This is a genomic window from Aeromonas sp. PI_26 (assembly GCF_027854445.1).
Classification (GTDB): Bacteria; Pseudomonadota; Gammaproteobacteria; order Enterobacterales; family Aeromonadaceae; genus Aeromonas; species Aeromonas veronii.
On sequence record NZ_JAJNOE010000006.1, the window covers coordinates 198,532 to 222,731 of the forward strand.

Sequence of the window (24,200 nt, forward strand, 5' to 3'; positions counted from 1 at the left end):
CCATGCAACAGACCCCCACCTTGCAAGCCGTGCCGACTGCCCCCGCAGCAACCCGAGCCAGCCGACTGGATGAACATGTGGCCTTGTTTCAAAGCGAACACAGCAAGCTGATGGAACTCGACCAAGAGATAGTGACCCTGCGCGAGCAGCGCAAAAACCTGATGGCGCAAATCCCGCCCGCCAAGGCGCGCCGCGAGGAGCTGCGCCAAGGGCGGATTAACCAGCTGATGGGCGGGGTGGTGTCACTGGAAGCGGCGCGGGAGTACCGCGAGCTGACCGAGCTGCTGGAGGATGCCAAGGCGGCAGCCAGCTTGTCGGAGTGTCAGGAGAAGCGCTTGGCATTACCGCTCTATCAGACCCAGTTGGCGGTGAACAGCGCCCAGAGCATGGTCGCCGGATGTTATGAAAGCTATCTCGACCACAAGTTAGCCCCCGCCATCTTGCCCAACCTCAAGCAGCAGCTGGCCGAACTGGCGGCCCTGACCCGCGCCAAGGGTTGCATCATCGGGATGGAAGGTGCGCGCCGCTGGGCGCTGAACGAGTTGGGTTCGGCCCTCAAGGAGGCAATGAACGGCGAGCAGGTGGCGCTGGAGGGCGACAGCCCCGCAGCCCGTCAGGCGCTCGTTACCTCAACCCGCCCCCAGTGCGCCGACCTGCTGGCCCTGTGTGACAGTCCAGGCAAACGCCAATGCCTGCAACGGGAGTTGGAGGAGTAACCGCCCAGAAAAACAAAAGGGAGCCTGCCAGGGCTCCCTATTTGCTTACCCCACCCCCAAATCCAGAGGAGCAAGCCCATGCACCATAGCAAAGCCCCTGATCCCCAGCAAGAGTTGCATCCACAGATCAATTCGGATAGCCTTCCAATCACCAAGGGCCTAGACACCCCTTGGTACGGCTGGCGGATTAGACACCCGCAAGCGGCGACTCACGTAGGAAAATTTGTATCCCTTTCCCCCATTTCTGGCCTCTTGCCGGAGATCTATCCTGTTTTGGGGGCATGGGTCGGGAGCCAAAGAAAACGCCCCCACTGTGCCTGCCTACGTGAGCACTGTCTTGCGGCTACCCGATCCGCCCTGCGTCAACTTCACGTAGGGATAACCCAAATGATCTTCACCTTCCTGATCGCCACCCATGGCAAGGTCTCTGACCTTCACCGTATACGCACCATTTCTGCCGTCGCTGATACCGAAGCCCAAGCGCGCGCCAATCTACCTGGCTTGCCGCTCGTGTTTGTTGCCCGTATTCCCTGTGCGAAAAGGGGGCAAGCATGAACATCCATCAGAACCCCTCAAAAGAGCTTACTCGCGTCACTGCTGAACTGGATACGTCAGTGTGTGCCCTTCATACCCTTTCCCATTTGTTGTCCGCCAGCGTGGATTGGGAGCGTAAGAACCGCATAGACCATGAAGAGTTTACCTATGGCATTTCCGGCCTGCTCAAGGCACTGGCGAAAGACATAGACACCAACTCTTGCCGGATCAGTGAGCTGAATGATCGGCTGCCTGGAGGTGAGTCATGACCTCTATTCGAATTGTCTCTGATGTCTCCCTGGCAGCCCGTGGCCAATGGCCCTTTATCCTTGCTGAACTTGGCCTATCAGTCCCCAAGCGTGGCCAGCATGGCCCATGCCCTGCCTGCGGTGGAAAAGACCGGTTTCGCCTGGATGACAAGGAGGGGCGGGGCACCTGGATTTGTTCCCAGTGCGGTGCCGGTGATGGCTTAACCCTTCTGGCCAAGGCCACCCACAAGAGCACCAAGGAGGCCGCCCAAGAGGTGGCTACCTTGCTCGGGTTATCCCCAGACGGTCTCGATGCAAACGAGGTCGCCGCCCGCCGACAGAACGCCGAGCAGGTAGCAGCCAAAGCCAGACAGGATGAAGAGAAAGCCAAGCGCAAAGCCTGCACCAGGGCTGCCTCAATCATGGGGGATTGCGTTAAGGGCCGTAGCCCCTATCTCTCCCTCAAGCACCTGCCCGACTGGCTGGCAGATACCAATCAGACCCTGATCCGAGAAGCGCGGCACAACTTCCCCCAGGGCTCCCTGGTTATCCCGCTTACTGATGAACATGATGAGCTGGTCAACGTCCAGCTCATCGACCCCCAGGGCGAAAAGCGCTATTTGGCCGGCGGCCAGAAAGCAGGGGCATTTCACCGGTTAACCGGCGGGCTACGGGTGGCAATCTGTGAAGGTTACGCAACGGGTGTCTCTGTCCATTTGGCGACAGGGGCAACTGTCTATTGCGCCATGGATGCAAGCAATCTGCTAGCCGTGGCGGAGATAGCCAAGCGCCGAGAAGGGGCAGAGCCGATCCTGATTGCCGGTGACAACGACGCCCATATTGATGGCAACCCTGGCCAAGCCAAAGCCCAAGAAGCAGCAACCGCGATAGGGGGGCTGATCTGCCTTCCTAGTGAAGCTGGTGACTGGAACGATTACCACCAGGCCCATGGGCTGCTCGATACCAAGAAGGCGATCATGACCTCTTTCGCAGATACCAAGACCCCAACAGAACAAGCACCAGAGACACCAGAACTTCCCGACAACTACAGCATGGGGAAAGATCGCCTCTTTGCCATGGAGTGGCGTGGCAAAGGGGAGGAGGCCGAACGGGTGCCAGTGCCTATCAGTTCTCCGCTGCATGTCAGGGCGATCACCCACACTGAGCAGGGCCAAGGCTTTGGCCGGTTGCTGGAGTGGCGGGATACCAACGGCAAGACCCGCCGTTGGGCGATGCCCATGCGCATGTTGGTTCACAAAGGCGGCGAGGAGGTATTTGGCCAGCTGGCGGAAAGCGGGCTCAGTTACATCAACATGAGCAAAAAGAACCTGCTGCGCGATTACCTGATGAGCTGCCAACCGCAAGCCAGGATCACCTGTGTCGAGCGCACTGGATGGCACAAGCGGGCCTATGTGCTGCCAAATGGCAACTTGGGGCCGGATGCCAACGAGGTGATCCTGCAAACCACCGGCTATGTGAATAACGACTTCACCACGTCCGGCACTTTGGCCGAGTGGCAAGCCCAGGTTGCCGCCCTGGCGGTCGGCAACAGTCGGTTGGCCTTTGCCATGTCGTGTGCCTTTGCTGCCCCACTGCTATCGCTGATTGGGGTTGAGGGGGGCGGTTTCCACCTGAAAGGCGAGAGTACTGATGGCAAGACCACCGTCATGATGGCTGCCGCCAGCGTATATGGCCCCGAGGCATTCGCCCATACCTGGCGAGCGACCGGTAACGCGATAGAAGGGATCGCCAGTCGCCGCAATGATGCCTTGCTGTGCCTGGATGAAATCAAGGAGGTGGATGGGCGAGAGGCTGGTCTGGTGGCCTATATGCTGGCCAACGGACAGGGCAAGGGGCGAAGCCGCCAGGATGGAGAGCTGCGCGAGCGCAAGCAGTGGCGTCTGCTATTTCTCTCAACCGGTGAGCTTTCCCTGGAAGACCACGCCGAGCAAGCGGGCCAGCGCACCTTTGCTGGTATGGAAATCCGCACTATCCAGATCCCGAGTGATACCGGCAAGCACGGAGCGTTTGAGGATCTGCACGGCATGGCCGATGGCCGCCAGTTCGCTGATACCCTCCGCGAGCGACTGCAAAGCCAACACGGCACTGCTTTTCGTGCCTATGTCGAGGCATTGGCCAATGACTTGAACGGGCACAGTGCTTGGATGAAAGGGGAGATCCGCCGATTGGCTACGGCCATGACCCCAGAGGGGGCCGGTAATCAGGTCGGGCGGGCTATTAACCGCTTTGCCCTGGTAGCCGCTGCCGGTGAGTTGGCCACCCGCTTGGGTATCACAGGATGGCAAGCTGGAGAGGCCACCAACGCAGCACGAGCTTGTCTTGATGCGTGGCTGGCCGACCGTGGCCACCTGGGCAACCAGGAAGACGCGGCAACCCTGCGTCAGATCCGCCAGTTCTTCACTGCTTACCAGTACAGTCGGTTTGCTGATTGGGATGATCCAAGCCATAGGCCTGCACAGATGGTGGGGTATCGTAAGAACCCTAAGATGGGAAGCAATGATGGCGTCATATTTTATGTACTACCTGAAGGGTGGAGAGAAATAAATAAGGGAAGGGATTACAAAAAATCAGCTAGTTTAGCATTATCATTCGGATGGATAATTAAATCGCAAGTTGGTAAGACGCAATGCGTTGTGAGATTTCCTGGCCATACTAATCCAATGAGAGCATATGTCTTAGGGCAAAAGGTATTATCTGATAGCTAACTTAAATACAGGGGGGGGGATCCCCTCCTGTATAGTTTCTATTTATACTCGGCCCATGTAATGCTTCTTTTAAATGGTGGGTAAATAGACATTGAATCTGTTATTTTCAATGTCCTAACCAATTCTCCATTTTCGTCCAGCTCATCATAGATGTACACATCGGTATCTTGACCTTTTCGTGAGCCTTTAAATTCAGAGTCTTTTAATTTTAGAGAATGGTGCTTCGGGATACCTACGGCAACCTTATACTCATCAGACATCTTTAACGCTCCTTATCTTCCTCACTTTTAGTCTTGCCACAGTTTTCACAAGAGTTCCCAAGGGAAGGGTCATATTTTCCGACAGAAACAATGACTGAATCTTCTTCTCCAGCCCCCATCTCTTCGACACATGCATCACAAAAAATGACAGTCGGATAGTTTTCGCTGGAGCGATCTGAAGACATGTCTCCGTATATCATACAAGTTTTCACGGCTAGCAACCCCATAAAAAATGAGTAATGATTTTATCATCAACATGAGGGTAAAAAATGGATGAATATCACAAAAAAATATTTGCTTTTTGTTTGTGCCTATGAGATTTTTTATAGAAATAATTATGAAGGTTGTATATGGACATTTGGGAATCTAGCAAGCTTATAATTTTTATTGCATTCGTTATTCCTGGGTTTGTATGTATAAAGCTATACAATCTATTCTATCCATCTCAGGAAAAGGATGTATCGCTAACATTAATTAGCTCCGTTGCTTATAGTTGTTTAAATTACGCGGTATTAAGTGGGTTTATATTCTATTTTGAAAGCATAGAGTTAGGTAAAAGTAGTCCGATTCTTTATTCATTATTCTATGCGTATACATTATTGGTAAATCCTATCCTAATGGTGATTTTATGGCAGTGGATGAGGAAAAAAGAATTTTTAATTAAAACAATTCACCATCCGGTAGAAAAACCTTGGGATTATGTTTTTTCTAAGGGAGTTCCTTATTGGATAAGGGTCTTCAAAAAAGACGGTACAGTAATTGGTGGCATATATTCTGGTAGTTCATTTGCATCCAGCTCCCCTGCACAAGAACAAATATATATAGAGACAAAATGGATTCTAGATGATGATAATGATTTCGTAAGGCCAGTTTTGAATAGTGCTGGTGTTATTGTTTTGTCAGGTGAAATAAGCCATATTGAGCTGAAGCACATAGTAGAGGAAGATAACAATGTCTGAAAAAAAACCAAGTAACGGCAGAGGAACCCCTACAGGGGATGGATATCAACCCAGGGGCGTAGGAACGCCTCGACCAGCAACGGGAGGATATCAGCCACCTAAAGGTGTTGGTGGTAGCCCTACAAATCCAAAACCGCCAGCCAAGGATTGAACTAAAAGCGCCATATATAATATGGCGCTTTTAGTTTTATCGATGGAATATCTAAGGGAAATTATATTCTTTCAACAATCTAGTGGTTATCTAATTCTAACAAAACTTTATAGTGAAGTAAGTCAATGAGTTTAGTTTGATAAGAATTTTTGCTGTAACATCTAACCTATATTGCACAAATATTTTTTAGAAAATTAGTGAGTGTCAAATTGAGGTGCAGTATATCCCCTTTTAGGGGCTGTTGATTGGATAACTTAATGTATAAAAGCATACCCACATCTATAGTTTTGCCAAAAAATACTCACGGATAGATTAACATTACGAAATCCGCGCTCATCCGCTCCCGCCTGCGGGTCGCGTTAAGAAAATTTTTTGCAGAAATGGATTACCGCAGTTTCCTAGCTCTAGGCCGCGCCGCTCTTGGGGTGTGGGGGCTTGGGAGGAACTGCACGAAGTGAAAGGAATTTCAGTTTTTTGCAAAAATGCGCCGCATTAGCAGGCCAGACGTAAAACTTAACCATCTGATTTATATATAAAAACCGTACTTTCCGTGGCCGTTTCGCCATTACCCTGATTTTTCAGTTTGCCGACTGGAATCACCTCTTTTCATTTAAAAACAATGACCTATGTGTATTTCTCAGATTTATAAGATCTGAAAAATTTCAGTTTGCCACCTAACCCACCAGAAGGCTGCATACGGCCGCTAAACTCCCCCAGACTTCACTGAGGACAATGACCACACTACCGAGTTGGTATTGCCCCCGTTTAGTAATGCGGGGGGGGGGGAATTCCCAGACAACCATGCTCATACCATTCACAGGGGAGGGGGTTATCTCTTTTGAGTTATCAATCAGTGATTAAGTCCTGGTTAAGGTTCAGATGACAACATGTCCGTCAGTGGAAAAATGGTTTTCTGCAATAAAAATAAGGAATTACAGATGCAAATTGGTTCTATTGTTTACCTAAACAGTGGTGGTCCAGCTATGACCGTGACAAACATCGTTGACCCTGAGTACCGTGTATGTAGTTGGATTGATGATGCAGGCGTTCCTCATGAAAAAAGTTATCCTGTAACAGCTCTTGAACTAGATGAGCTGATAGAAGAAGTCCGCATGACTTTTCCGTAACTAATCATTGATGTCGATGAATCTAGTTATCGGTATTGAACGAGGTCCTCTATGGGTATCGATATCTCTATGATCTGGACTTTTGTCACGGGTTTGGTCTTAGGCGTTGTTAGTATGTTGATAAAACATCGACTGGAACGGATCGCCAAGCACGCAGACAACCTCCTGAACGAGAGAAAAAGCGCTTTTGATGGCTTCTTGGTTGCTTATGCTGACATCGTTGCTGGCTGGTCAAATCAGAAAGCCAAATATCTGGCCTTGTGTGAAGCAAGAGTTCGCTTGGTTGGTAGTCGCAAAACCGTTGATTGTTTAGCGCTGCTGATGAAGTCCGAAGCAGGTACTGCAACGCAAGATGAGCTTTTAAATCAGCTCATTGAAAACATGCGCACAGACCTTGGCCTTGCATAAGACTGAGCCATATAAGCATCAAGGGGCCTCTGGCCCCTTTGTTCTATCTACAGGCATGACTGCGCATAATGAAACGCTCTGTTAAATGAAGAGATGATAGAAGAGCTGGCAGTGAGGCCTATTCGATTGGGGGGAGGAGCAGCGAGTTTCTCCTGGGAGTGACATGGCAAGTTGTGGGACGCTGAAATTTGTAACCTCGCGGGGTTACAGGTTACAGCGTCAAGAAAAGTGGCTGTAGCCCGCGCCAGACAAGGGCTACAGACTTGTAACCTCATGCCTCTTTCGGCGCGTGTAACCTCTATTCGCTTTTCGTGCTCTGAGTGGGGTTACAGCGCAAAGCCGCGCCAGTACTGGGCTAGAGCTGAGTTGTAACCTCGTAACCCGTGTAACCCCGTTTTTTTCAACATATAGAGATAGAAAAGGGAAATCTGGGGAGGAGAAAAAATTTTAGCAATGGTTCTCAAAAGAGAACATTTCGAAGCAGCCTGATAATTTTTCTTCCTGGTGGAGAAAAAATTTTTGAGGGGCTGGGGAGTGATTTTAGAGTGGTTACTCTACAGGCTGAGATATCCTATAGGTATCCTATTGAAAAGAGGGTTAGCGAGTACTATCTCGCTAACCCTCTGGAATTGGTGGCCCCTGGGGGACTTGAACCCACGACCAATCGATTATGAGTCGACTGCTCTGACCAACTGAGCTAAGGGGCCAAATTGTGCGTTTAGCGGCGTGGATTATAGGGGAAGAGGAAAGGGCAGTCTATAGGCATATCAACCACTTGGCGACTAATTGTCCAGCTTGATTGAGGGCGCAAAGAGGGTTGCAAGGGTAAATGCCAGACAAAACAAAGCCCCGCATGGCGGGGCTTTGGCAGAGTAGTTTGACACAGGGTCAGGACTATTCGTCCAGGAAGCTGCGCAGCACTTCCGAGCGGCTCGGGTGGCGCAGTTTACGCAGTGCCTTGGCTTCGATCTGACGAATACGCTCACGGGTAACGTCGAACTGTTTGCCCACTTCCTCTAGGGTGTGGTCAGTGTTCATGTCGATACCGAAACGCATCCGCAGTACCTTGGCTTCACGGGCGGTCAGGCCAGCCAGCACTTCGCGGGTGGCGTTGCGCAGGCTTTCGCTGGTCGCCGCATCCGCTGGCAGAGCCAGGGTAGTATCTTCGATAAAGTCGCCCAAGTGGGAATCTTCATCATCACCGATGGGCGTCTCCATTGAGATAGGCTCTTTGGCGATTTTCAGTACCTTGCGGATCTTGTCTTCCGGCATGCCCATGCGCATCGCCAGCTCTTCCGGGTTCGGTTCGCGACCCATCTCCTGCAGCATCTGACGGGAGATACGGTTGAGCTTGTTGATGGTCTCGATCATGTGTACCGGGATACGGATGGTACGGGCTTGATCCGCGATGGAGCGGGTAATGGCCTGACGGATCCACCAGGTTGCATAGGTCGAGAACTTGTAGCCACGACGGTATTCAAACTTGTCTACCGCCTTCATCAGACCGATGTTGCCCTCCTGGATCAGATCCAGGAACTGCAGACCACGGTTGGTGTACTTCTTGGCGATAGAGATAACCAGACGCAAGTTGGCCTCAACCATCTCTTTCTTCGCACGGCGGGCCTTGGCCTCACCGATGCTCATGCGGCGGTTGATATCCTTGATCTGGGCAATCGACAGACCGGTCTCTTCTTCAATCTGCTGCAGCTTGCCGATGGCGCGCTGAATATCCTCGTCCATTTCAACCAGACGGGGAGACCAGGCTTTGCCAGCCTGCTTCTGGTATTCGAACCAGGCAGTTTCACACTCGTTGTTGGTGAAAGCCGCGACGAAGGTTTTCTTCGGCATCTTGGCCTGCTCAACGCAGAGCTTCATGATGATGCGTTCCTGCACGCGGACGCGCTCCATCATTTCACGCATGTTGTTGACCAGGCGATCGAACTGCTTGGGCATCAGGCGGAATTGACGGAATACATCAGCCAGCTGGGCGATGGCGGCCTGGGTATCTTCGTGCGCGCGACCATTCTTCTGAATGGAGAGACGGGTCACTTCATACTGGGCACGCAGTTCGCCAAACTTCTCGCGAGCGACTTCCGGATCCGGACCACCGTCACCGTCGTCGTCAGAGCTGTCGCCATCTTCGTCTTCGTCTTCTTCGTCCTCTTCATCTTCGTCGGCCAGATCGTCTTCGCCGAGCTCGGAACCGATATGCGTGGCAGTAGGTGCCATGTCTTCGGTTTCGTTCGGATCAATAAAGCCAGAGATAATGTCAGAGAGACGGAGCTGCTCGGCTTCGTACTTGTCGTACTGTTCGAGCAGGTAAGTAATTGCTTCAGGGTACTCGGCTACGGAGCTTTGTACCTGGTTGATACCGTCTTCGATCCGCTTGGCGATGTCGATTTCGCCTTCACGGGTCAGCAGTTCGACGGTACCCATTTCCCGCATGTACATGCGGACGGGATCGGTCGTGCGACCAATCTCAGATTCAACAGATGCCAGAGCCTGGGCCGCTGCTTCGGCAGCGTCCTCATCGGCGGTACCACCTTCAGCCATGATAAGGTCATCGGCATCCGGAGCGTTTTCAACCACTTGAATGCCCATATCGTTGATCATCTGAATGATGTCTTCGATCTGGTCTGAATCGACAATGTCTTGCGGGAGGTGATCGTTCACCTCGGCATAGGTCAGGTAGCCCTGTTCTTTACCTTTGGCAACGAGGAGTTTAAGCTGAGACTGCGGGGTTTGCTCCATAGAACTCATCCGGTTGGTGTTGCTAGGTTGCGCGTACAGTGCGCTGCTGCGCAAATAGCCAATTCTAATAGAAAACCGCCAGACATGCTATGTCTGGTTGCGGCGTCGGTCATGAGAAACCCCTGCCCGCAGTATTGTCGGGGCCAGGCGGTTATAAAAATTTTGCTTTTCATCCCGTCGATTCGGGCAACGCTATCCATATTGGGACTAATCACTCAAATATCAAGCCCCACTCTCATTTCTTTTCTCAATTTGCACCTCTCTTATCAGCATCATCAGCTCTTGGGTTTCTTCGGAGCTTAGTCCTTCCTGAGCCACTTTGGCCTGCAATTCTTCGATCCGCTGTTTCAGAAACTGGTTGATGAAGCCGACGAAGGTGTCCTGCAATTCTCCCAGAATATCCGGCTCCTGATCGAGTTTGATCTCCTCGAACAGGTCGTGCATGGCCAGCTGAGCAAGGATCTCTCCCTCCTTGGTACCACGCCAGTGTTCCAGCAGGATACCGGTTGTGATACCGGGCTGTGCCAGGATTTGCTGGTGCAGTTGCAGCAGGAACTTGATGCCTTGTACGCGTAGTCCGGCCAATTCCGGCATGGGGGGAAGCTCAGCCGTTACTGCCGGATATTGCACCATGAGTGCCAGCGCACGCCGCAGTGGCGTCAGCTTGGCTGCCTTGGGTTTGTTGACCTCGGCCTTGGGCTGACTGTTGCGGGCAAAGAGCTCGGCGATGCGCTGCTTGTTCTCACCCCAGCGCATCATGCTGGAGAGGCGGGTGATCAGCCCTTCGCGGGTAAACCCTTCCGGTACGCGACGAATAAGCTCGGCGGCCTTGTTGGCCACTTCGAACTTGCCTGCCTCACCGGAGAGCGCCGCATCCCGCCCGAGACGCTCAAACATGAAGTCGGCGAACGGTTGGGCTTCATCGAGCAGGGCTTCGAAGCCCTCCTTGCCGATCTGACGTACCAGCGAGTCGGGATCCTCGCCATCGGGCAGGAACACGAACTTCAGCTCGCGGCCATCCTGCAGATGAGGGAGGGCATTATCCAGCGCGCGCCAGGCGGCTTCACGACCGGCGTTGTCACCGTCGTAGCAGCAGACTACCTCGGCGGTGGTGCGAAACAGGGTGTGGATATGGTCGCTGGTCGTTGCAGTACCCAGCGCCGCCACCGCATAGTCGATGTCGTACTGGCCGAGTGCCACCACATCCATGTAGCCTTCCACCACCAGGATCCGGCGTGGATCCTTGTGTGCCTGCTTCACCTCGTAGAGACCGAACAGCTCCCGCCCTTTATGGAAGATGGGGGTCTCCGGCGAGTTCAGGTATTTGGGGGTGCCATCACCCAGCACCCGGCCACCGAAACCGATGACCCGGCCACGCTTGTCGCGGATCGGGAACATGATGCGATCGCGGAAACGGTCATAGCTGCCCGGGCCATTGTCACGGGTGATCAGCATGCCGCCCGAGATAAGCAGCTGTTCGTGATCCCGGCTGGCGCCGAAGCGGCGGCGTACCTGATCCCAGTCACTTGGGGCATAACCGATGTTGAAGCGCTTGACCACTTCGCCAGTCAGACCGCGGCCTTTGAGGTACTCCACCGCATGGGGAGCGCTCTTGAGATTGCTCTCGTAGAAGCGGGCGATCTGGTTCATCAGCTCGAACAGATCCTTGCTGACGGCGGCCTGGCTATTGGCCGAGCCGCCGATGCTCTGCTCGCGAGGTACCTGCATGCCTTGCATGCTGGCGAGCTCTTCGATGGCATCGGGAAATTCGAGACCGTCGTACTCCATGACAAAGCCGATGGCATTGCCGTGGGCGCCACAACCGAAACAGTGGTAGAACTGCTTCTCCTGGCTGACCGTAAAAGAGGGGCTTTTTTCGTTATGAAAAGGGCAGCAAGCCTGGTAATTCTTACCGGCTTTTTTCAGCCGCACTCGCGAGTCGATCAGCTCGACTATGTCTGTGCGTACGAGCAGATCGTCGATAAAGGATTGGGGGATCCTGCCTGCCATAACCGTCCTGTTTCATTGCGGAGAAAATAAAAAAGCCGCGCATTCCAAGGAAAGCACGGCTTCTTCGACCAAACAAGAGAGTTGCCTGTTACGCCAAGCGGGTTTTCACCTGAGCACTGACGGCGCCGACATCGGCACGCCCCTGAATTTTCGGCTTCAAGACAGCCATGACCTTGCCCATATCAGCCATGACGGCAGCACCACTTTCAGTGATGGCTTGCTCGATCAGGGCAGCAATTTCATCTGCGGTCAGCTGTTGCGGCAGGAATTCCTGCAACACAACGATCTCGGCGGACTCTTTGTCGGCGAGATCCTGGCGACCGGCAGCTTCAAATTGGCTGATGGAATCGCGGCGCTGTTTGACCATTTTGGTCACGACAGCGAGGATATCCTCATCATTCAGCTCGATACGGGTATCGACTTCACGTTGCTTGATTTCTGCCATCAACAAGCGGATCGCTCCCAGACGTGCCTTATCTTTGGCAAGCATGGCGAGTTTTTGCTGATCCTTGAGTTGATCCTTCAGAGACACGGCAATATCTCCCGATTAGTACAGGCGGATACGACGTGCGTTTTCGCGAGACAGCTTCTTGGCGTGACGCTTGACAGCAGACGCTTTGGCGCGCTTACGAATGGTAGTCGGCTTCTCGTAGAACTCACGGCTACGAACTTCGGACAGGATACCGGCTTTTTCGCAAGAACGCTTGAAACGACGCAGAGCAACGTCAAACGGCTCATTTTCACGGACTTTGATTACTGGCATGTGCCTTTCACCTCAGTGATAAATTGTTAGCTGACCTTCAATCGATCAGCATGTCTTAAAATGGTGCGAAATTATACTCTGGACAGGGAATGAAAGTAAACCCGCAGAGATCGCTCTGGTTTAAAAAACCCGCGAAGGTTACCATAGCCGTCTCATTTTAGCAGTGAAATTTTTTAGCAATGCGTGTATTGGGCATAGAGACATCCTGTGACGAAACCGGGATCGCGATCTTCGACGATCAAAAAGGGATCCTTTCCCATCAGTTATACAGCCAGGTCAAGCTGCATGCGGACTACGGTGGCGTCGTCCCCGAACTCGCCAGCCGGGATCATGTTCGCAAGACGATCCCGTTGATCCAGGCCGCATTGCAAGAGGCGGGACTGGGCAAAGATGACATCGACGGCATCGCGTATACCGCGGGTCCGGGTCTGGTTGGCGCCATTCTGGTGGGGGCGACCATTGGCCGCTCGCTGGCGATGGCGTGGAACAAGCCGGCTATCGCCGTCCATCATATGGAAGGCCACCTGCTGGCCCCCATGCTGGAAGAGAAAGCCCCCGAGTGCCCCTTCGTGGCGCTGCTGGTCTCCGGTGGTCACTCCATGCTGGTGCGGGTTGATGGCATCGGCAGCTATCAGCTGTTGGGCGAATCCATCGATGATGCCGCTGGCGAAGCGTTCGACAAGACCGCCAAGCTGATGGGGCTGGACTATCCGGGTGGCCCGCTGCTCTCCCGTCTGGCCGAGAAGGGCACCACCGGACGTTTCCATTTCCCCCGTCCCATGACTGACCGTCCCGGGCTCGACATGAGCTTCTCCGGCCTCAAGACCTTCACCGCCAACACCATCGCCGCCAATGGTGATGATGAGCAGACCCGCGCCGATATCGCTCGAGCGTTTGAAGATGCGGTGGTCGATACCTTGGCCATCAAGTGCCGTCGTGCCTTGAAAGAGACAGGTCTCACGCGTCTGGTGGTCGCCGGTGGCGTCAGTGCCAACCGTCATCTGCGTGCCCAGCTGGCCGAGCTGATGGAGAGCCTCAAGGGCGAGGTGTTCTATCCGCGCACTGAATATTGCACCGATAACGGCGCCATGATCGCTTACGCCGGTATGCAGCGCCTGAAAGCGGGTGTGTTTGAACCGCTGGCGGTCAAAGCCGTGCCGCGTTGGCCGCTGGATACCCTGGATCCGGTCTGATCCGATGGATCCCGCCTTCTGGCGTGGTGGTGAGTACCATGGTGGCCTACTGCTCCTGCAATCCGGCAGCGGTGGTTATAGCGCCGCTGGCACGCCGTGGTGGTGTCTGCTGTCGCCGTGGTTGAGCCATCCGGATAAGAGGTCAGCTCTCGTGCTGGCAGACAGCCAAGCACAGAGTAAAGAGATAAAAAATCCCCGCCAACTGGCGGGGATTTTTGTTTGGTCATCGGCAAGCGATAGATTACAGCAGGATGCCGCCGAAGAAGAAGCCCAGCGCCACGGCGATGGCTATGGTGGCGGTGCCCGGTACGAAGAAGGGGTGGTTGAAGACCGCCTTACCGATACGGGTGGAGCCGGTGTCGTCCATCTCTACCGCGGCCAGCAGGGTCGGGTAGGTCGGCAGTACGAACAGGGCGCTCACGGCTGCGAAGGAGGCAATCGCAGTCAGCGGGCTGACACCCAGAGCCAGAGCAGCAGGCATCAGGGCCTTGGTGGTTGCACCCTGTGAGTAGAGCAGCATGGCGGCAAAGAACAGCACCACAGCCAGCAGCCAGGAGTACTGGTTCAGCAGGTCGCCAGCGATCAGCTGGATGGTGTCCATGTTGCCTTTCACGAAGACGTTACCCAGCCAGGCCACACCCAGTACGCAGATACAGGCGGACATACCGGACTTGAAGGTCGGCATGTTGGTGACCTGGGTGGCGTCCAGTTTGCACACCAGAGTCATGATGGTGGCTGCTGCCAGCATGATGCCCATGATGGCACCGTCACGGGGGATCGGCGGGTTGGTGATCAGGCCAACTTTACCGGAGATGGCAGTGGCATAGGCCATGACAGCAACGATGGCGGCGATGAAGATCCAGACCGACAGTTTGGCGTACGGTTTGATCTCGAGCTTGGTAGTACCACGCAGTTTGATCAGGCCCTTGGCTTTGCGCTCCAGATAGACTTCGTCCTGCTCCAGCGGTTTGCCCATCATGTTGGCAATGAAGGCGCCCAGGATACAGGCCAGGAAGGTGGAGGGGATGCAGATGGCCAGCAGGGTCAGGTAGTCAACACCAAACGGCTCGAGCATGCCGGAGAAGGCAACCACAGCGGCAGAGATCGGGGAAGCTGTGATGGCGATCTGGGAGGCGACAACCGCGATGGAGAGCGGACGGGATGGGCGGATCCCTTGCTCTTTGGCCACTTCAGCGATCACCGGCAGGGTGGAGAAGGCGGTATGACCGGTACCGGCCAGCATGGTCATCAGGTAGGTGACCACCGGGGCGGCGAAGGTGATGTATTTGGGGTTCTTGCGCAGCGCTTTTTCTGCCAGGAAGACCAGATAGTCCATCCCGCCAGCCAGTTGCATACAGGCGATGGCGCAGATGACGGACGCGATGATCATGATCACATCCCAAGGGATGTAGCTGACCAGTTGATCGCTCGGGATGGGCATGCCCAGACCCCACGTCAATACCAGTACCCCCAGACCACCGGCAAAGCCGATGCCGATGCTGCCTATCCGGGCCCCCAGATAGATAGCGGCGAGCACGACAAGTAACTCGATTCCAATCATAGCGATAACTCCATTTTTTAGTTTTTGGTTTTTATTTGGCAAAAAGCCAATTCCCGATCGGGCTGGGGATAAAGACCAATCGGGAACTGACTTTATGGGCCGGGAAGATCCCGGCCCACACTCGCTTATACGGCAGCTTCGCGGGTGAAACGCTTGGCTTTGTATTGCGGGTTCATCAGGTTCTCGATGGAGAGAATTTCGTCCAGCTGCTCGGCGCTCAGCAGGCCGCGCTCAAGAACGACTTCGCGGACGTTCTTGCCGGTCTGGGCACAGATCTTGCCGACGATATCCCCTTCGTGGTGGCCGATGAAGGGGTTCAGGTAGGTCACGATACCGATGGAGTTCAGCACGTGGTTCATGCAGATTTCCGGGTTGGCGGTGATACCTTCCACGCACTTCTCGCGCAGGGAAATACAGGCTTTTTCCATCAGGCTCAGGGATTCGAACATTGCCTGACCAATCACCGGTTCCATGACGTTCAGCTGCAGCTGACCGGCTTCGGCGGCGAAGGTGATGGTGATGTCGTTACCGAATACCTTGAAGCAGGATTGGTTGACCACTTCCGGGATAACCGGGTTGACCTTGGCCGGCATGATGGAGGAACCCGCCTGCATTTCCGGCAGGTTGATCTCTTTCAGTGCAGTGCGCGGGCCGGAGGAGAGCAGACGCAGGTCGTTACAGATCTTGGACAGCTTCATGGCCAGACGCTTGATGGCGCCGTGCAGCATGACGTAGGCGCCACAGTCGGAGGTCGCTTCAATCAGGTCTTCTGCCGGCACATAGGCACGACCGGTGATCTCGGCCAGACGCTTGATGGCCAGTGCAGAGTACTCGGGCGGAGTGTTCAGACCGGTACCGATGGCGGTAGCGCCCAGGTTCACTTCCAGCAGCAGCTCCTGGCAACGCTTGATGGACTTGATCTCTTCACGCAGTGTCACGGCGAACGCGTGGAACTCCTGACCCAGGGTCATCGGAACCGCATCTTGCAGTTGGGTACGACCCATCTTCAGGATGTTTTTGAACTCTTTCGCTTTGGCATCGAATGCCGCGATCAGGTGCTCCAGCGCGTGCAGAGTCACATCAGTGCTGTTGACCACAGCAACGCGGAAACCGGTCGGGTAGGCATCGTTGGTGGACTGGCACTTGTTGACGTGGTCGTTCGGGTTGATGACGTCGTAACGGCCTTTCTCCAGACCCATGATTTCCAGGGCGATGTTGGCCAGTACTTCGTTGGTGTTCATGTTGACGGAGGTGCCGGCACCTCCCTGGTAAACGTCGACCGGGAACTGGTCGAAGCATTTGCCGGTGTTCAGCATCAGGTCGCAGGCTTCTACGATCTTGTCAGCAATTTCAGGACGGATGGTACCCAGTTCACCGTTTGCCAGCGCAGCGGCCTTCTTGGTCAGCACCATACCGCGGACGAATTCCGGAACGTCAGAAATCTTCTGAGAGCTGATCTTGAAGTTCTCGACAGCGCGCAGGGTATGCACACCGTAGTAGAGATCATTGGAAACTTCTTTGGTGCCCAGCAGGTCTTCTTCAATGCGGACGTTCTTGATGTCGCTCATTGTAATGCCTCAGAAATCAGATAAATGGAAAAATCCTCACCGAGTGGTCGCGAGTTCCTTGCGCACAGCTCATCCTGAAGCACCACACATCGAGTGGGGCGGTTGGGAGAATGACCTCCCGAAAAACTAATCAATATACTACTCCAATTGAGGTATCGGTTATTAGAGGTGGATCACTAAATTTGCGACATTTTCAAATTACTTTGAGGAAAGTACACATATGTTATGAAGTTTTTATCATGATGATTTTTATAAATTTTTGTGACTTTTTGCTGGTTTTTTAGATTGCTGATGACGTAGGAGTCAGTTGACCAACTTGAAAAGAGGGGGGTTGCCCCCATTTATTCAGGGCAGAAAGTGGTGATGACGGGGCGGCAAAATCGCCTCCGGCCATCGTTGGATGGGCGCCACTTGTTCTCAATTTACCGGTGCTGGAGTGGATATGGGCAAGTTGTTTTTGTTGTTGGTGGGTCTGGTTGTGCTGGAGCTCACCGTGATGATCGAGGTCGGCTCGGTAATCGGGGCGCTGCCGACTGTCGGCTTGCTCATTCTGACTGCTGTATTGGGCTCCTCGCTGGTGCGCAGTGAAGGGATCAAGACCCTGTTCAGCGCCCAGCAAAAGATGCAGATGGGCGAGATGCCGGGTCGCGAGGTGATGGGGGGCATGATGCTGGCGTTGGCCGGCTTGCTGCTGATTATCCCGGGTTTCGTGACCGACATTTTCGGTGTGCTGTTGCTGCAACCCTGGCTGCGCAACAAACTGGCTGACAAGCTGATCGGCAGCAGCCAGTTCCGGATGCAGATGGGTGGTTTCCAGCGTACTCAATCCCCGTTTGGCAACGCACCGTCCGATGATCATCTGGGGAACGCCAAGCAGGGCGGCACAACCATCGAAGGCGAATTTGAGCGCAAAGAGTGAGCGTAAAGAGTAATCGACGAAACGAAAACCCGAGGCGAGTGACTGAATCAGGGTTTACCCTGATGGCACAACGTCTCGAAGCGGTGTCGGGCATACCACCATGCGAGGGTGCCCGCCGCCAGATTGGCCAGCAGTATCCCCAGATATATCCCCTGTTCTCCCCCCCATCTGGCGCCTAGCCAGGCTCCCGGCAGTAAAAAGCCAAACAGCCGCAAGCCGTTGAACAAGAACGAGATGCTCGATGCCCGTACGCCATTGAGCGCCGAGGCCAGCAGCATCACCATCCCCTGAAAGCCATATCCGATCGGTACCAGATGCAGATAGAGGATGATGAGGCGGATCACCTGTGGATGGTCGCTGAACAGGTTGGCGATGAGTGGCGCCAGCAGCCAGGTGAGGCCATAGATGGCGAGCTGGAACAGCAGGGCAAAGCGCATGCTGCTCTGAAGTGCGGCTTTGGCCCGGGCCGGATTGCCGGCACCACAGTTTTGCGAGATGAAGGGGGCCAGCACGGAGGCGAGCGCCATCATCACGATCAGCAGCAGTGCCTCAACCCGCGATGCGGCGCCGTAAGCAGCTACCACTTCTGTTCCCAGACCGGCAAAAATCGTCATCAACACCGCATTGGCCAACGGGTTGAGCATGTTGGTAAAAGAGGCTGGGATGGCGACATGGAGCAGTGCCCGCCAGTGGTAGAGCAGCCGGCTGCGCGGCGAGAGGCGCCACAGCAGCAAGCCTTCCCGATGACGCAGGATATAGAGGCTCACCAGCATGGCCATCAGCCATGAGATGGAGGTGGCGATGGCGGCACCCCGGATCCCCCACTCGGGGAAGGGGCCGATGCCGAAGATAAGCAGCGGATCCAGCATGCCGTTGACCAGACCGGCAACTGTCATGACGAGGCTGGGCGTCTTGGTATCGCCGGTGGCGCGGATGGCGGAGTTGCCCACCATGGGCAGCACCAGCATGGGCACGGTGAGATACCAGATCAGCATGTAGTCATGGATGAGGGAGATAAGCTCGGCACTGGCGCCCAACAGGGTAAACAGCGGTTTGATGGTGAGGGCTCCCCCTGCCGAGAGCAGGGTGACCAGGATCACCGCCAGAAACAGGCTATCGGTGGCGAGGTGGGCCGCCTCTTCATGCTTGCCCTGTCCCAATGCATGACCGATCACCGCCGAGAGGCCGGCCCCAAGTCCCATGGCGAGCGAGGTGACCACGAAGGTGACCGGAAAGGTAAAGCTGATGGCCGCCAGTGCTTCGGTGCCCAGCATGCCAATAAAGAAGGTATCGACCAGGTTGAAGGCCAGAATGGCGACGATGCCGAGGATCATGGGGCCCGTCATCTGGCGCAGTACGACAGGGATCGGTGCTGTCAGCATGGGATTGATGCGGGTCAAGGGAGCGTCTCTACATCTTGCTCGAAGAGCTGGGCTGATAACTGGGCTGGCGCTGCCAGCGAAGTTCGCGAAGAGAACAGGGGCGAACAATCGAAGGCGTTTATAGTACGTGAAAAAATTTTTTTTGTATTTGCCCTTGAAGGGTTAGCAACCTCACCCCACATCAGGGACATATCCGATTTGGCCTGGAACGGCCATTCCTCAAAGCAACAATGAGACTCATTTTGGGAGAGTTATCGATGAAAATTCGTCCACTGCACGACCGCGTCATCATCAAGCGCATCGAAGCTGAAGCCAAATCCGCTGGTGGTATCGTACTGACTGGTACTGCGGCTCAAAAGTCCACCCGTGGTGAAGTGCTTGCCGTGGGGACTGGTCGAATCCTGGATAATGGCGATGTCAAAGCGCTGGCCGTCAAGGTTGGCGACAAGGTTATCTTCAACGAAGGCTACGGCGTGAAAACCGAGAAGCTGGATGGTCAGGATGTTCTGATCCTGTCCGAGACCGACATTCTGGCGATTGTCGAAGAGTAATCCATCCCCACTTTTCTCCGAATTGATTGAAAGGATTGAACAAAAATGGCTGCTAAAGACGTTAAGTTTGGTAACGAAGCCCGCATCAAGATGCTGGAAGGTGTGAACATCCTGGCTGATGCCGTCAAGGTTACTCTGGGCCCGAAAGGCCGCAACGTGGTACTGGACAAGTCCTTCGGTGCCCCGACCATCACCAAAGATGGTGTGTCCGTCGCGCGCGAGATCGAGCTGGAAGACAAATTCCAGAACATGGGCGCCCAGATGGTCAAGGAAGTGGCTTCCAAGGCGAATGATGCCGCCGGTGACGGTACTACCACTGCAACCGTTCTGGCTCAGGCTATCGTCAACGAAGGTCTGAAAGCCGTTGCCGCCGGTATGAACCCGATGGATCTGAAGCGCGGTATCGACAAGGCTGTTGTGGCTGCCGTTGCCGAGCTGCAGGCGCTGTCCCAGCCGTGTGCTGACAGCAATGCCATCGCTCAGGTGGGCACCATCTCCGCCAACTCTGACGAGAAAGTGGGCAAGCTGATTGCCGAAGCCATGGACAAGGTGGGTCGCGATGGCGTCATCACCGTTGAAGATGGTCAGGGTCTGGAAGATGAGCTGGCTGTTGTTGAAGGTATGCAGTTCGACCGCGGCTACCTCTCTCCGTACTTCATCAACAAACAGGAAACCGGTTCTGTCGAGCTGGACGACCCGTTCATCCTGCTGGTTGACAAGAAAGTCTCCAACATCCGCGAAATGCTGCCGGTGCTGGAAGGTGTTGCCAAAGCTGGCAAACCGCTGCTGATCGTTGCCGAAGACGTAGAGGGCGAAGCCCTGGCTACTCTGGTGGTCAACACCATGCGTGGCATCGTGAAAGTGGCTGCCGTCAAGGCGCCGGGCTTCGGTGACCGTCGCAAAGCCATGCTGCAGGATATCGCCGTACTGACTGGCGGTACCGTCATCTCCGAAGAAGTTGGCATGGAGCTGGAAAAAGCGACTCTGGAAGATCTGGGTCGTGCCAAGCGTATCGTCATCACCAAAGAGAACACCACCATCATCGATGGCGTGGGTGATGCAGGCGTGATCGAAGGCCGTGTTGCCCAGATCCGTCAGCAGATCGAAGAGACCTCCTCCGACTACGACCGTGAGAAGCTGCAAGAGCGCGTAGCCAAGCTGGCTGGCGGTGTTGCCGTGATCAAGGTGGGCGCTGCTACCGAAGTCGAGATGAAAGAGAAGAAAGCTCGCGTAGAAGATGCTCTGCATGCTACCCGCGCTGCGGTTGAAGAGGGCGTGGTTGCCGGTGGTGGTGTGGCGCTGGTTCGCGTTGCTGCCAAACTGGCTGGCCTGCGCGGTGACAACGAAGACCAGAACGTCGGTATCAAGGTTGCCCTGCGCGCCATGGAAGCCCCGCTGCGTCAAATCGTCATCAACGCCGGTGAAGAAGCTTCGGTCATCGCCAACGCGGTGAAGAACGGCGAAGGCAACTTCGGTTACAACGCTTACACCGAGCAGTATGGCGACATGCTGACCATGGGTATCCTGGATCCGACCAAGGTAACCCGTTCTGCACTGCAGTTCGCTTCTTCCATCGCCGGTCTGATGATCACTACCGAGTGTATGGTCACCGAGCTGCCGAAGAAAGATGCTCCGGCAATGCCTGATATGGGTGGCATGGGCGGCATGGGCATGATGTAATCATCCCCCTTGTTCTGTTTGACAAACGGCTCGCTCAAGGCGAGCCGTTTTTTTATATCTGGCTAAACTGAGTCTGTTGAGACAGCAAATCTGGGGGCGATATGAAAATGTTTGGTTGGCTGACACTACTGTGTTCATTGGTCATCATGCCGGTGATGGCTGCTGAGGCGCTGACGGGGCCGGTGATCCTGAAAGTCGGTGGTAACATCAGGTCGGCAGACGAAGTTGATGGCAAGGTGTTGTTTGATCTGGCAAAACTACAGGCTCTGCCGCAACATGAGATAGTGACCGGCAACCCGTGGGTAGATAAGCCGCACACCTACAGAGGCCCAAAACTGGCCGATGTATTAGCTGCAGTCGGTGCGGATGGCAAGACCATTACGTTGACGGCGCTGAACAGTTTCCAGGTCCGCATTGAATGGGACAAGGTTGCCAAATACGAGCCCATCCTTGCATGGGAAGACAACGGCGCTGTCATGCGGGTGCGTGACAAGGGGCCGGTCTGGTTTATGCTGCCTCTTGATCAATATCCGGAATTGAAGCGATCCGAATATACCGACATGATGATCTGGCAGCTGGATTTGATAGACATTCAGCACTGATAAAAACCGCACGGGAGCATGGGGTGAAAGGAAAGACCAGGGCGTGGCCACTGCTCGTCATTCTGTATGTATCCATCCTGTCGTTTACCGGGAGCACCCTCTATTGCCTGATGCAGATCCAGAATGCGACCAGAGCGATGGAGAAATACACCTATGATGTCTCCTGGGCGCTGATGCAGTTGCAGCTGGAACTCGGGCGTTTCCTCAATGCGGTAGAGGTCTATCACTATGGCGGGATTGATCATGACACTTTGATGTTGCGTTATGACATTCTCTGGAGCAGAACGCCCATCCTGTTGAGCGGCCAGTTGCGCAAGAGCATGCAGGACAAGCAGAAAACCTTGCGTCTGGTGCAGCTGATTGAAACCAATATTCGCCAAATAGAGCCCGACATCACCAAGTTGCAAAGCGGGGCATCTGACTATCAGCAGATCATGATGCGCCTTGCCCCGCTGCAAGAGCCGCTCTCCTACTCCCTCGCTTCTGTGATGCAGAAGAACATTAACGTCTATTCCGAGAACGATCGTCATTTTGGGCAGTTGCGCAATGCCTTGTTGCTGATGGTCTCCGGTTTGGTCATGTCAGTGCTGCTGCTCAGCATGCTGCTTATATACGAAGGGCGTCGTCATTTCAGAGCGGCCAGACGGGATCCGCTGACCGGCTTGTCCAATCGGGTTGCTTTGCTGGAGCGGATGGAGCTGTACGCCACACAGGAAGTGCCGTTTGGACTGGTGCTGGTCGATATCAACGACTTCAGGGATATCAACAGCAAGTTTGGCTATGACACCGGTGATTATCTGCTTTGTGAGTTTGCCACCCGGATCAGAGTGCTCTGTGAAGAGGGGGAGTGGAGCGGACGTCTGGGGGGGGATCAATTTGCCATTATTCAGCGTGGCAGCAGCGATCTGCGTCAGGTCAGGGAGCTGGTAGCGCGATTGCTGCATGCGCTGAAGCAAGATATCGTCTATGACAACTATCCCTTCCGGCTTGAAGTCGGGATCGGGATTGCCTTCTATCCGATGGACAGCGACAAGACTCAGGAGTTGCTGAGTCGTGCGGAGCAGGCCCTGTTCCATAGTCGCAAGACCCATGTCCCCTATGTAATTTACGATAACTCCTTGCTCAACGAGACGGCGCGGCGCAAGCATCTGGCGTCGGACATGATCATGGCGCTGGAACACAATGCGTTGGAACTCTATTACCAACCCATCGTCAATCTAGAGAGTGGCCGCTGCGAAGCTGTCGAGGCTCTGTTGCGCTGGCGGCATCCGGAACTCGGCTTCATTCCGCCAAACGAAGTGATCATGGTGGCCGAGGAGTTCCAGCTTGCCGAACGGGTTGGGAGCTGGGTGCTGAACACAGCTTGCGAGCAGCTCTATCAGTGGCACCAGCTTGGTATGGTTGATCTGCAAATGTGTGTGAATATCTCGCCAGGCATGTACCAGCGTAATTTGCTCAAATTGGTGGCCAAGGCATTGATGGAGCACCACCTGCCTGCCCGTAGCCTGGTCTTGGAGGTCACGGAAGATACCACCATGCGGGAAGTGAAGAACTCGCTGCAACTGATGCAGGATCTCAATCAGCAGGGGGTGCTGTTAGCATTGGACGATTTTGGTACTGGTTATTCATCTTTGAGTTATCTGCAAAAGTTACCGGTCAGCAAAGTGAAGATCGACCGTTCATTTATACAGGGCATTGACACCTCAATGGAGGCATCCGAACTGGTCGCCAATATTTGTCGGATGGGGTCGATGCTGGGCAAGAGTCTGGTGTGTGAAGGGATTGAGACACAGGCTCAGTTGGATGTGCTGCGATCCCTGACCGATATCCACTTGTATGGGCAGGGCTATCTGTTCAGCCGACCAGAGCAGGCGGAGAAAATCTATCAAACCTTGTTGGAGATGGAGGAGCTTTGGCTGGCGCGTCAACAATCCGAAATAGCTTATATGAGTTGAGAGGGGGCTTACCTGTCATCTGCCTCCAGAATGTGTGATTTAGCTCGAACTTTCTTCTTTTTGTTTGTTGTTTGAACGGTTGTGCAGTTTTATCAAAAAAACATGCAATTTAGCCTTGCCAGAAAGAATTCACTCC

General features: G+C 54.3%; 21 protein-coding genes and 1 tRNA gene. 13 read left to right on the forward strand and 9 right to left on the reverse strand.

What is annotated here, in order from left to right; genetic code table 11:
• Positions 1-2 precede the first annotated feature (2 nt).
• From LRL22_RS09315 to LRL22_RS09330, 4 genes are all read left to right on the forward strand, one after another.
• A complete protein-coding gene (locus LRL22_RS09315; protein WP_270905246.1) occupies positions 3-716 on the forward strand; it encodes a hypothetical protein in 714 nt (237 codons plus the stop codon).
• Between the two features lie 387 nt (positions 717-1,103).
• The gene (locus LRL22_RS09320) at positions 1,104-1,271 is read left to right on the forward strand and encodes a host cell division inhibitor Icd-like protein (RefSeq protein WP_230848159.1); all 168 of its coding nucleotides are present in this window, start codon (positions 1,104-1,106) and stop codon (positions 1,269-1,271) included.
• Complete coding sequence (locus LRL22_RS09325; RefSeq protein WP_058056781.1) at positions 1,268-1,519, forward strand: hypothetical protein; 252 nt, start codon at positions 1,268-1,270, stop codon at positions 1,517-1,519. The genes LRL22_RS09320 and LRL22_RS09325 overlap by 4 nt, the downstream gene beginning before the upstream one ends.
• Positions 1,516-4,224: a DUF927 domain-containing protein gene (locus tag LRL22_RS09330; protein WP_270905247.1), complete on the forward strand. Its 2,709-nt coding sequence runs from the start codon at positions 1,516-1,518 to the stop codon at positions 4,222-4,224. Before LRL22_RS09325 ends, LRL22_RS09330 begins: the two co-directional genes overlap by 4 nt.
• A gap of 38 nt (positions 4,225-4,262) precedes the next feature.
• Here the strand turns inward: LRL22_RS09330 and LRL22_RS09335 are convergent, their stop codons facing one another.
• Positions 4,263-4,484, reverse strand: coding sequence for a hypothetical protein (locus LRL22_RS09335; RefSeq protein ID WP_270905248.1), 222 nt, complete (start codon positions 4,482-4,484; stop codon positions 4,263-4,265).
• Between the two features lie 350 nt (positions 4,485-4,834).
• Here LRL22_RS09335 and LRL22_RS09340 point away from each other — a divergent pair, with 350 nt between their 5' ends.
• The 3 genes from LRL22_RS09340 to LRL22_RS09350 all read left to right on the forward strand — a co-directional run bounded on the left by LRL22_RS09340 (position 4,835) and on the right by LRL22_RS09350 (position 7,129).
• The gene (locus LRL22_RS09340; protein ID WP_270905249.1) at positions 4,835-5,443 is read left to right on the forward strand and encodes a DUF6338 family protein; all 609 of its coding nucleotides are present in this window, start codon (positions 4,835-4,837) and stop codon (positions 5,441-5,443) included.
• Positions 5,444-6,532: 1,089 nt separating this feature from the next.
• The gene (locus LRL22_RS09345) at positions 6,533-6,721 is read left to right on the forward strand and encodes a DUF2158 domain-containing protein (RefSeq protein ID WP_270905250.1); all 189 of its coding nucleotides are present in this window, start codon (positions 6,533-6,535) and stop codon (positions 6,719-6,721) included.
• A gap of 51 nt (positions 6,722-6,772) precedes the next feature.
• On the forward strand, positions 6,773-7,129 hold the full coding sequence (locus LRL22_RS09350; protein WP_270905251.1) for a hypothetical protein: 357 nt from the start codon (positions 6,773-6,775) through the stop codon (positions 7,127-7,129).
• 630 nt (positions 7,130-7,759) lie between these two features.
• On the opposite strand, the gene LRL22_RS09355 is transcribed toward LRL22_RS09350, so the two are convergent.
• From LRL22_RS09355 to rpsU, 5 genes are all read right to left on the reverse strand, one after another.
• Positions 7,760-7,836 (reverse strand) — tRNA-Ile (locus LRL22_RS09355).
• A gap of 187 nt (positions 7,837-8,023) precedes the next feature.
• Complete coding sequence (gene rpoD, locus LRL22_RS09360; protein WP_263718854.1) at positions 8,024-9,919, reverse strand: RNA polymerase sigma factor RpoD; 1,896 nt, start codon at positions 9,917-9,919, stop codon at positions 8,024-8,026.
• 183 nt (positions 9,920-10,102) lie between these two features.
• Positions 10,103-11,890 carry a DNA primase gene (dnaG, locus tag LRL22_RS09365; protein WP_270905252.1) on the reverse strand — a complete coding sequence of 596 codons (1,788 nt, stop codon included), beginning with the start codon at positions 11,888-11,890 and terminating at the stop codon, positions 10,103-10,105.
• Positions 11,891-11,978: 88 nt separating this feature from the next.
• On the reverse strand, positions 11,979-12,422 hold the full coding sequence (locus tag LRL22_RS09370; RefSeq protein WP_005349081.1) for a GatB/YqeY domain-containing protein: 444 nt from the start codon (positions 12,420-12,422) through the stop codon (positions 11,979-11,981).
• Positions 12,423-12,437: 15 nt separating this feature from the next.
• Positions 12,438-12,653 (reverse strand): 30S ribosomal protein S21, encoded by a 216-nt coding sequence (gene rpsU, locus LRL22_RS09375; protein WP_005309452.1) that lies wholly within the window; start codon positions 12,651-12,653, stop codon positions 12,438-12,440.
• Positions 12,654-12,832: 179 nt separating this feature from the next.
• Between rpsU and tsaD the strand changes: the two genes are divergently transcribed.
• The gene (gene tsaD / locus LRL22_RS09380; RefSeq protein WP_194494691.1) at positions 12,833-13,846 is read left to right on the forward strand and encodes a tRNA (adenosine(37)-N6)-threonylcarbamoyltransferase complex transferase subunit TsaD; all 1,014 of its coding nucleotides are present in this window, start codon (positions 12,833-12,835) and stop codon (positions 13,844-13,846) included.
• 241 nt (positions 13,847-14,087) lie between these two features.
• On the opposite strand, the gene LRL22_RS09385 is transcribed toward tsaD, so the two are convergent.
• Positions 14,088-15,407, reverse strand: coding sequence for an anaerobic C4-dicarboxylate transporter (locus LRL22_RS09385; protein ID WP_021229055.1), 1,320 nt, complete (start codon positions 15,405-15,407; stop codon positions 14,088-14,090).
• 125 nt (positions 15,408-15,532) lie between these two features.
• A complete protein-coding gene (aspA, locus tag LRL22_RS09390; protein ID WP_005340569.1) occupies positions 15,533-16,975 on the reverse strand; it encodes an aspartate ammonia-lyase in 1,443 nt (480 codons plus the stop codon).
• 442 nt (positions 16,976-17,417) lie between these two features.
• Here aspA and LRL22_RS09395 point away from each other — a divergent pair, with 442 nt between their 5' ends.
• Positions 17,418-17,894 carry an FxsA family protein gene (locus LRL22_RS09395; RefSeq protein ID WP_005340570.1) on the forward strand — a complete coding sequence of 159 codons (477 nt, stop codon included), beginning with the start codon at positions 17,418-17,420 and terminating at the stop codon, positions 17,892-17,894.
• 47 nt (positions 17,895-17,941) lie between these two features.
• Here the strand turns inward: LRL22_RS09395 and LRL22_RS09400 are convergent, their stop codons facing one another.
• Complete coding sequence (locus LRL22_RS09400) at positions 17,942-19,276, reverse strand: MATE family efflux transporter (RefSeq protein WP_270905255.1); 1,335 nt, start codon at positions 19,274-19,276, stop codon at positions 17,942-17,944.
• Positions 19,277-19,533: 257 nt separating this feature from the next.
• Here LRL22_RS09400 and LRL22_RS09405 point away from each other — a divergent pair, with 257 nt between their 5' ends.
• The 4 genes from LRL22_RS09405 to LRL22_RS09420 all read left to right on the forward strand — a co-directional run bounded on the left by LRL22_RS09405 (position 19,534) and on the right by LRL22_RS09420 (position 24,064).
• On the forward strand, positions 19,534-19,827 hold the full coding sequence (locus tag LRL22_RS09405; protein WP_005309514.1) for a co-chaperone GroES: 294 nt from the start codon (positions 19,534-19,536) through the stop codon (positions 19,825-19,827).
• A gap of 45 nt (positions 19,828-19,872) precedes the next feature.
• Positions 19,873-21,507: a chaperonin GroEL gene (gene groL / locus LRL22_RS09410; RefSeq protein WP_005341224.1), complete on the forward strand. Its 1,635-nt coding sequence runs from the start codon at positions 19,873-19,875 to the stop codon at positions 21,505-21,507.
• Positions 21,508-21,608: 101 nt separating this feature from the next.
• A complete protein-coding gene (locus tag LRL22_RS09415; protein ID WP_019444953.1) occupies positions 21,609-22,109 on the forward strand; it encodes a molybdopterin-binding oxidoreductase in 501 nt (166 codons plus the stop codon).
• Between the two features lie 23 nt (positions 22,110-22,132).
• Positions 22,133-24,064, forward strand: coding sequence for a putative bifunctional diguanylate cyclase/phosphodiesterase (locus tag LRL22_RS09420; RefSeq protein WP_064337296.1), 1,932 nt, complete (start codon positions 22,133-22,135; stop codon positions 24,062-24,064).
• Positions 24,065-24,200: the final 136 nt, after the last annotated feature.